Genomic DNA, 7,806 nt, shown 5'->3' on the forward strand with positions numbered 1-7,806 from the left:
TCGGGCAAGCCCCACCGGATCGTCGCAGACACAGGCGGTGATGCCTAGCGCACCCACCACCCCCCTCTCCTTCAGCCGCAGCAGCCCGTCCCAGAGCTTCGATCCGTCAGGGGCGGTGAGGGCGGCGGGGTGGGCCAGCACCGCGTCAACCCGCTCCAGCTTCATGCGGCGGAGGGAAGTCTGCAGACGGCGCAGGACGGCGCCCGCGCCGCCGTCCACCCGGGCGGTGTGGGCCATGACCCTGAAGGCGGGCTCGCAGGGAAGGACCTGGCCGACTACGCGCTCGACGTCCTGCGGATCGGAGGGGCAGTCGATCAGCCGCATGCCGGCGTCCGCGGCGAGGGCGACCGTGGCGAAAGCCTCCGCCTCGTTCATCCGCAGGCCGCCACCGATGGCGGCCGTTCCGAAGCGCGAGGCGCTGAGGCCGAGCCTGGACACCGCAGAACTCATCCGCCAAGCACTCCCACGCACGCCTCGCGTCGACGCCGCCAGGGTCGATGTCCGCGCGCTCTTAACACATGTTAGTGGTAGCGCCAGATGGCTTAAGGAAGCCACAAGACGCCGTTGCTCCGGGTGCAATCTCGGGAGGCGACGGTTATGAAGGTGGGCATGATCGCGCCAGAACCCGCCGCTTCGCGTCCAAAGTCCGCCTCCTTCCAGGTTGGCCGCGCTGACCTCGCCGAGCCGCGTCACGACTGGACGCGGGAGGAGGTCGCGGCCCTGTACGCGCTGCCCTTCCCGGAGCTGACCTACCTATCAGCCACGGTACACCGGCGCTGGTTCGATCCCGCCGAGGTGCAGCTCTCGCAGCTGCTGTCCATCAAGACGGGCGGCTGTGCGGAGAACTGCGGCTACTGCAGCCAGTCCGCCTCCTTCGACACGGGGCTCCGGGCCACCAAGCTGATGGAGCCGGGCATGGTCCTCGCCGAGGCCGCCCGCGCCAAGGCGGCCGGCGCGGGGCGCTTCTGCATGGGCGCCGCCTGGCGCGACCTGAAGGACCGTGACCTGCCCAGGCTCGAGGCCATGATCTCGGGCGTGAAGGCGCTGGGGCTCGAGACCTGCGCGACGCTCGGCATGCTGCGCCAGGACCAGGCGAGGCGTCTGCGGCAGGCCGGGCTCGACTATTACAACCATAACCTGGACACCTCGCCGGAATACTACGGCGAGGTGGTCACGACTCGTACCTACCAGCACCGGCTGGACACCCTGGAGCATGTGCGCAGCGTGGGCCTGAAGACCTGCTGCGGCGGGATCGTGGGTATGGGGGAGGGACGGGCGGACCGCGTAGGCCTGCTGCACGCGCTGGCCACCCTGCCCGAGCACCCCGACAGCCTTCCGATCAACGCCCTGGTGCCGATAGAGGGGACGCCGCTGTCAGGCTCCACTCCCGTCGATGGGATCGAGTTCGTGCGGACCGTTGCTGTGGCCCGGATCGTCTGCCCGCGCGCCATGGTCCGCATCGCCGCCGGGCGGGAGGGCATGAGCCGCGAGCTGCAGGCGTTGTGCTTGTCGGCCGGCGCCAACTCCATCTTCGTTGGCGGTCGCCTGCTGACCACGCCCCTGCCGGGCGAGGATGCCGACAGTGCGCTGATGCGCGATCTCGGCTTGCGAGCCATACCTGCGGACGCGGAGCCTGCCGCCAGCCGTGCGCCCGTTGCGCTTCCCGCGTCCCGACCAGTGCCGGCGTGAGCTTTCCGCACCTCGGCGACACGGCGGCCCTCGAGCGCGGCTGGGTCCTGGCGCCACGCTTCGGGCTGGACGGACTGATTGCGGCGGTTGTCACCCACGCCGATGACGGCGAGGTGCTTATGCTCGCCTGGATGAACGCCGAGGCGCTGCAGGCGACGCTCGACACAGGCGAGGCGCACTACTGGAGCCGTTCGCGCCGTGAGCTCTGGCGCAAGGGCGCCACGTCCGGCCAGGTTCAGCGCGTGTCCGAGGTGCGGGTGGACTGCGATCAGGACGCGGTCTGGCTGAAGGTGCGGCCGCAGGGCGACGGCGGCGCCTGCCACGTCGGCTTCCGCTCCTGCTTCTATCGCGTCGTGGAGGACGGCCGCCTTGTGGAGCGGGGATAGGGGCCTCGACAGCGCCGGAAGATGGGTTCGTTCCCTCATCAGAGGCGAAGGATGTGAGTAAGACCTTCGATGATGACGAGGGTGGCCGGCCAGTCTCCCTCGTCCTTGAGCCAGACGCCGCAGGCGAGCGCCTGGACAAGGCGCTGGCCTGCGTCTCCGACGTCTCGCGCTCACGGCTGCAGGCCCTGATCGCGGCGGGCGCGCTGAGCCGGGATGGGTTCGTGCTCACCGATGCGTCCGCCAAGGCGCAACCCGGCGAGTACATCCTGCTCTTCCCGGCGCCCGAGGCGGCGGAGCCTCAGCCGCAGGACCTGCCGTTGACGATCCTCTACGAGGACGCCGACCTCATCGTCATCGACAAGGCGGCCGGGATGGCCGCCCATCCCGCTCCGGGCACGCCTGACGGAACCCTCGTGCACGCCCTGCTGCACCACTGCGCCGGCACGCTTTCGGGCATAGGCGGCGTGCTGCGACCCGGCATCGTGCATCGGCTCGACAAGGAGACCTCCGGCGTCATGGTCGCCGCCAAGTCGGACCGGGCGCATCAGGGGCTGGCCGCCCTGTTCGCCGCCCATGATCTGGAGCGGGCCTACATCGCCCTGACCCGCGGCGCGCCCGCTCCGTCGAGCGCCACGGTGACCACCCGCCTGGGCCGATCACCTCATGACCGCAAGAAGATGGCGGTGCTGAAGGCCGGAGGGCGGGAGGCGATCACCCACTATCGGGTGCAGGCGGTCTACGGTCCGGCGGAGCGTCCTGCGGCGGCGCGGGTGATCTGCCGGCTGGAGACCGGCCGCACACACCAGATCCGTGTTCACCTGGCCCATAAGGGGGTGCCGTGCCTCCGCGATCCGGTCTATGGCCACGGTGCGCCGACTGCGGCCGTCCGTGAGGCGATCGTGGCCAGCGGCCTGGGGCGTCAGGCCCTGCACGCGGCGATCCTCGGCTTCGTCCATCCGGTTACGGGCGAGCGCCTGCGCTTCGAGACCTCTCCGCCTGCCGACATGCAGGGGCTGGAGGCGGCGCTCACGAAGCTGTGAGCGGCGTTGTAATGACTCAGGAAAGTCGGGCTTGACGGCGGGTTTTTGGGATCGGATGCACCGCAAGCCTTAAACGGGCCGCAACTATCGCATATATCTCGCAGTTGCACACAGACGAGACGCCGCCTCCTACGACCCTCAGAAAGGCCGTGCGACGCCCCGGATATGGCTTTCCATCTAGGGGATACAAGGCTCCATGGCTACCAATGCTCTGGCGATGATCTCGCCGGAAGGCGGACTCTCCCGCTATCTGACCGAAATCCGCAAGTTCCCGATGCTCACGAAGGACGAGGAGTTCATGCTCGCCAAGGCTTGGCGCGAGCACGAGGACTCCGCGGCCGCGCACCGGCTCGTCACCTCCCACCTGCGGCTCGTGGCCAAGATCGCCATGGGCTATCGCGGCTATGGCCTGCCGATCGGAGAGGTGATCTCCGAGGGCAATGTGGGTTTGATGCAGGCGGTAAAAAAGTTCGAGCCGGACAAGGGCTTCCGCCTGGCGACTTACGCCATGTGGTGGATCAGGGCCTCGATTCAGGAATATATTCTGCGCTCCTGGTCGCTGGTGAAGATCGGCACCACTGCGGCGCAGAAGAAGCTGTTCTTCAACCTGCGCAAGGCGAAGTCGGAGATCAGTGCGCTGGAGGAGGGCGACTTGCATCCTGACCAGGTGGCGTCGATCGCCACCAAGCTCGGCGTGACCAACGACGACGTGATCTCGATGAACCGGCGGCTGGCCGGGCCGGACAGCTCGCTGAACTCCCCGCTGCGTTCCGACAGTGAAAGCGAGTGGCAGGACTGGCTGGTGGACACCGTCAGCGAGAGCGCCGAGCACGTCGTGGCCGAGAACGAGGAGCGCGACCTGCGCATGGGCCTGCTCGAAGAGGCCATGCAGGAGCTCACCGACCGCGAGCGCCACATCCTGACCGAGCGGCGGCTGAAGGACAATCCAACGACGCTGGAGGAACTGGCGGGCCAGTACGGGGTAAGCCGCGAGCGCGTGCGCCAGATCGAGGTACGCGGGTTCGAGAAGCTGCAGAAGGCGATGAATGCGGCCGCACACGACCGCAACCTGATCAACGCCTGATCGGCGCGCGTCGGGGACGTGCAGGTGAGTTGGACAACCTGCGACCTCTGCGACGCCCACGAGGCGGTCGCACGTGTTCCCCAGCTCGCCTGGCGCGACTTCGGTGGCAGGGTCCGGTTCGCCGGCCCGATCGCGACGGTCAAGTGCTTCGAGGACAACAGCCGGATCAAGGAGATCGCCGCCACGCCGGGACAGGGGAGGGTGCTCGTGGTCGACGGCGGCGGCAGCCTGCGCTGTGCGCTGGTCGGCGACATGATAGGAGCGGACTTCCAGCGCAACGGCTGGGCCGGCCTGGTCGTCTGGGGCGCGGTGCGCGACACCGCCGAGCTTGGGAGGCTCGAGCTTGGCGTCAAGGCGATGGGTTCCATCCCGCGCCGCTCGGTGCGGCGCGGCGAGGGTGCGGCCGACGTGGAGCTGGCGTTCGGCGGCGTAGCCTGGTGTCCGGGCGATAGGCTGTTCGCCGACGAGGACGGGATCGTCCTGCTTGAGCCGGGGACGGTGATCCCGCAGGACTGAGGGCGCCTACTCCGTGTCCATGGCCGCGTCGTGCAGCTCGACGCCTGAAGCTTCGGACAGCACTTGGAAGCGTTCCAGATAGCGGGCCTGGGCAGGCGAGGCGGCTAGCGGCGTCAGCACCGGCGCATAACCTTCAGGCGGATCGCCGAACAGGCGGCGCGCTTCCTCCACCGAGAAGCCCGCCAGTTGCACCGCCTCGAAATAGGCGGACACCCGGTCGGCCTGCTTGATCAGCGCCCTCACCGCCGCAGGGGGAGCCGGCGGCAGGCCGAAGCGCAGGTGGATGGCGGTCTCCAGCCCGTGCTCAAAGCTCTTGTAGTCGAGGCCGAGCGCCGTCTTGAACGGCGAGATCATGTCGCCGATCACGTACTCCGGCGCATCGTGCAGCAGCGCCGCCAACCGCCACCCTGGCGCAATCGCCGGATCCAGGTGTGCGCAGATCTCCTCCACCACCAGGGAATGCTGGGCCACGGAGAAGGCGTGCTCGCCCACCGTCTGGCCATTCCAGCGCGCCACTCGGGCGAGGCCGTGGGCGATGTCCTCGATCTCGATATCGAACGGGGAGGGATGCAGGAGGTCGAGCCGGCGCCCCGACAGCATTCGCTGCCAGGCTCGCGGCGCGGTGTCGCGCATCCGCCCCCTCTGCAGGGCTTTGACCAACCGTCGTTCCTTCCTGGCGGCGTCCGCCCGCAGTGGGACAGTCGCCGCCGAAGATCAACCCGCCCAAGGTGGAGCCGGGAGGGCGAAATGAGCGGGACGAGCCGTCTGGCGCTTTCCCAAGCCGCCAGACGAACGGCTCAATCCTGCGCGTGCACGTTCATGTCGAGAAGGCGGCTCAGGCCGTGGTCGTCCATGTTGCCGCCGTGGTCATGCTCGCGGGCATGGAAGACCGCCACGACCAGCGGCCCTGCTGGCGGCCCCTTGGCCATGTAGCCGACCACCCGGAAGCCAGTCGGGCCCGGGGTGTCGGAGGCCAGCAGGTAGGTCATGTCCGCGCCGTTTGCGTTGACGCCGCCCACCCTGATCTCGGCCCCGCCGGGGTGAGCGCTGACCACCGAGTTCTCGTGTCCTTCAGGGCCCGTGGTCACCTTGGCGTCGTCGCCGTCGGCGTTGATGGAGACGCCGGGCATGTGGATGCTGGCCTTGCCGTCGGAGGCGTTCAGATGGAAGCCGGGGAGGTCTATGTGGGCGTGGTGTCCCCCCGCGTCGCCGCCGACATAGACGCCCTGGCCGTTCGCCGCGGCCGAACTGACGGCGGGCAGCTCAGCCTTCAGCGTCTGGTCCAAGCTCGCCAGGCGTACGTCGGGCGCAACGCCGCCCAGCGGCATGAAGCTGAGCTGCACCTGCTCTTCATGAGGACCTTCATAGGCGCAGGTGCGACCGTCGGCGCCCCAGGCCGTGCGGTTCAGACCGCCGACCTGATCAGGACAGACCAGGGTCTGGCCCACTCCCATAGGCCGGCGGGCGTAGCCAAGGCCGGCCTCATGGAGCGGCTTGGGGTGGCAGGCGTCCAAGGCGCAGACGGCGACGAGCAGGACCCCTGAGCGGGCGATACGCATGTGAGCCTCCCCTTCAACGAGGGCAGGCTCTCGCGGAGCGACGTTCCGGTCCAGTGAATTCGCGGTAAGCGAAAGAGGACGCGACGGCTGTCGCTCAGGTGATGTGCTTCACCGCCACGGGGTCGGAGGCCGGAAAGGTCTCCTCGACGCCCTCGTCGAGCAGCTCGTCACGCCGCCGGTGGGCGTGGTCGTGGCCATGCTCGTCCAACGCCTCGCTCTCCGGGGTCAGATCGGCGGCGGCCTGATCGTCGTCCTCATGCGGACGCGTCTTGGGATCGTCACTGGGCATGGGTTCAATCCTTGTAATCGAGGTCACGCAGGTCGTCATCGTCCAGCGTGTCGGACTCTAGTTCGGCGGCGCTGGAGCCCGCGCCCGCCACATTCGTCAGGTCGCCCGCATAGGTCAGTTCGACCTCGTGGGGGTCCTTCTTGTCGATGTTGTCGGCGAGGTCGGGATCGTCCGGCCCGAGATCGTTCTCGTCAGCCGGATCCTCCGCAGCGCCGCTTTCGCCAAAGCGGCCCTTCAGGTCATCGTCCTCTTCATCATCCTCGTCGCCGTCGGCGGAGGCGGCGACGATCTCGTCGTCGTCCATGTCCTCGCCGATCTCGCCCTCGTCGTCGTCCCCGTCGCCCACCTTGGTGGTGACATCATAGACGTCCGGGAGGTCCTCGAACTGCTCGGCGTCTTCCTTGCCTCCGTGACGCTGAGATTCCTCGTTGGTGTTGTCTTCGTCGAAGACCTCGGCCAGGTCCTGGTCGTCGTACTCGGGAACATCGACCATGGGCGCAGCCTCCTCCTGTCTCACGCGGCCACCGGCCGCGGTCGTCGCGGGAGTCAACTCGGCGACCCGCCATCCGTTCCTGGGGACGGCCGGGGCGCGACGCGGCGCGGGGGTCCGGGGATGAGCGTGGTCGTCCGCAGCGCCGAGACCCGGGACTGCACCCTGGTCGCCGACCTGATCGGCGAACTGGCCGTCTACGAGCGGCTGGAGCACGAGGCCAAGGCCAAGCCGGAAGACATCCGGGCCGCCCTGTTCGGCGAGGCGCCCCGCGCCTTCTGCGAGATCGCCGAGGTGGACGGGGAGCCGGTGGGGTTCGCCCTGTGGTTCTACAACTTCTCGACCTTCGTCGGCCGCTCCGGGCTCTATCTGGAGGACCTGTTCGTGCGGCCGCAGGCCCGCGGGCGCGGCGCGGGCAAGGCGTTGCTGCGCGCCCTCGCACGGCGGTGCCTGGCCGAGGATCTCGGGCGCATGGAGTGGGCGGTGCTGGATTGGAACGCGCCCGCCCTCGCCTTCTACGACGCGCTGGGCTCGCGCAGCCTGGACGACTGGCGCATCCGCCGGCTCACGGGCGAGGCGCTGGCGAAGCTGGCCGCCCGCTGAGCTTCCCATGCGATCGGACGATCTTGCGGGCTTCCAGACGCGGGCAAGCTCACGCCCCGGCATGAGGAGAAGAGCCGGGCATCACACCCTTCCGCATCCTTTGGAGCCTCCGCAGGAGGCGCCTCGAAGGATGCAACAGCTGTCCGACGG

11 protein-coding genes are annotated in these 7,806 nt (G+C 68.8%); 6 read left to right on the forward strand and 5 right to left on the reverse strand.

Features of this window, described 5'->3' with window-relative positions; genetic code table 11:
* The coding region (locus tag HUV06_RS13090) for an aldo/keto reductase (protein ID WP_174301702.1) at positions 1-450 on the reverse strand (450 nt) is incomplete at its 3' end.
* 159 nt (positions 451-609) lie between these two features.
* Here HUV06_RS13090 and bioB point away from each other — a divergent pair.
* From bioB to rraA, 5 genes are all read left to right on the forward strand, one after another.
* Entirely contained in the window at positions 610-1,689 is a 1,080-nt protein-coding gene (bioB, locus tag HUV06_RS13095; protein WP_174301703.1) for a biotin synthase BioB, read from the forward strand.
* Positions 1,686-2,075 carry a phosphoribosyl-AMP cyclohydrolase gene (gene hisI, locus HUV06_RS13100; protein ID WP_174301704.1) on the forward strand — a complete coding sequence of 130 codons (390 nt, stop codon included), beginning with the start codon at positions 1,686-1,688 and terminating at the stop codon, positions 2,073-2,075. The genes bioB and hisI overlap by 4 nt, the downstream gene beginning before the upstream one ends.
* Positions 2,076-2,128: 53 nt before the next feature.
* On the forward strand, positions 2,129-3,115 hold the full coding sequence (locus tag HUV06_RS13105) for an RluA family pseudouridine synthase (RefSeq protein ID WP_174301705.1): 987 nt from the start codon (positions 2,129-2,131) through the stop codon (positions 3,113-3,115).
* A gap of 196 nt (positions 3,116-3,311) precedes the next feature.
* Positions 3,312-4,199, forward strand: a complete 888-nt coding sequence (gene rpoH, locus HUV06_RS13110) for an RNA polymerase sigma factor RpoH (protein ID WP_174301706.1) — start codon at positions 3,312-3,314, stop codon at positions 4,197-4,199.
* A gap of 24 nt (positions 4,200-4,223) precedes the next feature.
* Entirely contained in the window at positions 4,224-4,715 is a 492-nt protein-coding gene (gene rraA / locus HUV06_RS13115; RefSeq protein WP_174301707.1) for a ribonuclease E activity regulator RraA, read from the forward strand.
* 6 nt (positions 4,716-4,721) lie between these two features.
* Here the strand turns inward: rraA and HUV06_RS13120 are convergent, their stop codons facing one another.
* The 4 genes from HUV06_RS13120 to HUV06_RS13135 all read right to left on the reverse strand — a co-directional run bounded on the left by HUV06_RS13120 (position 4,722) and on the right by HUV06_RS13135 (position 7,056).
* On the reverse strand, positions 4,722-5,348 hold the full coding sequence (locus HUV06_RS13120; RefSeq protein WP_174301708.1) for an HD family hydrolase: 627 nt from the start codon (positions 5,346-5,348) through the stop codon (positions 4,722-4,724).
* Between the two features lie 164 nt (positions 5,349-5,512).
* Positions 5,513-6,274 carry a hypothetical protein gene (locus tag HUV06_RS13125; protein ID WP_174301709.1) on the reverse strand — a complete coding sequence of 254 codons (762 nt, stop codon included), beginning with the start codon at positions 6,272-6,274 and terminating at the stop codon, positions 5,513-5,515.
* Positions 6,275-6,368: 94 nt separating this feature from the next.
* Positions 6,369-6,563, reverse strand: coding sequence for a hypothetical protein (locus tag HUV06_RS13130; RefSeq protein ID WP_174301710.1), 195 nt, complete (start codon positions 6,561-6,563; stop codon positions 6,369-6,371).
* Between the two features lie 4 nt (positions 6,564-6,567).
* On the reverse strand, positions 6,568-7,056 hold the full coding sequence (locus HUV06_RS13135) for a hypothetical protein (protein WP_174301711.1): 489 nt from the start codon (positions 7,054-7,056) through the stop codon (positions 6,568-6,570).
* 120 nt (positions 7,057-7,176) lie between these two features.
* Between HUV06_RS13135 and HUV06_RS13140 the strand changes: the two genes are divergently transcribed.
* Positions 7,177-7,656 carry a GNAT family N-acetyltransferase gene (locus tag HUV06_RS13140; RefSeq protein ID WP_174301712.1) on the forward strand — a complete coding sequence of 160 codons (480 nt, stop codon included), beginning with the start codon at positions 7,177-7,179 and terminating at the stop codon, positions 7,654-7,656.
* The last annotated feature ends 150 nt before the right edge of the window (positions 7,657-7,806 follow it).

The organism is Caulobacter sp. S45 (assembly GCF_903642205.1).
Taxonomy (GTDB): Bacteria; Pseudomonadota; Alphaproteobacteria; order Caulobacterales; family Caulobacteraceae; genus CAHJWH01.

What these genes read in the sequence shown, in the direction of transcription:
- bioB (WP_174301703.1), top strand. Translation starts at nt 610, where the DNA reads ATGATCGCGCCAGAACCCGCCGCTTCGCGTCCAAAGTCCGCCTCCTTC.
- rpoH (WP_174301706.1), top strand. Translation starts at nt 3,312, where the DNA reads ATGGCTACCAATGCTCTGGCGATGATCTCGCCGGAAGGCGGACTCTCC.
- HUV06_RS13120 (WP_174301708.1), bottom strand. Translation starts at nt 5,348, where the DNA reads ATGCGCGACACCGCGCCGCGAGCCTGGCAGCGAATGCTGTCGGGGCGC.
- HUV06_RS13125 (WP_174301709.1), bottom strand. Translation starts at nt 6,274, where the DNA reads ATGCGTATCGCCCGCTCAGGGGTCCTGCTCGTCGCCGTCTGCGCCTTG.
- HUV06_RS13130 (WP_174301710.1), bottom strand. Translation starts at nt 6,563, where the DNA reads ATGCCCAGTGACGATCCCAAGACGCGTCCGCATGAGGACGACGATCAG.
- HUV06_RS13135 (WP_174301711.1), bottom strand. Translation starts at nt 7,056, where the DNA reads ATGGTCGATGTTCCCGAGTACGACGACCAGGACCTGGCCGAGGTCTTC.
- HUV06_RS13140 (WP_174301712.1), top strand. Translation starts at nt 7,177, where the DNA reads ATGAGCGTGGTCGTCCGCAGCGCCGAGACCCGGGACTGCACCCTGGTC.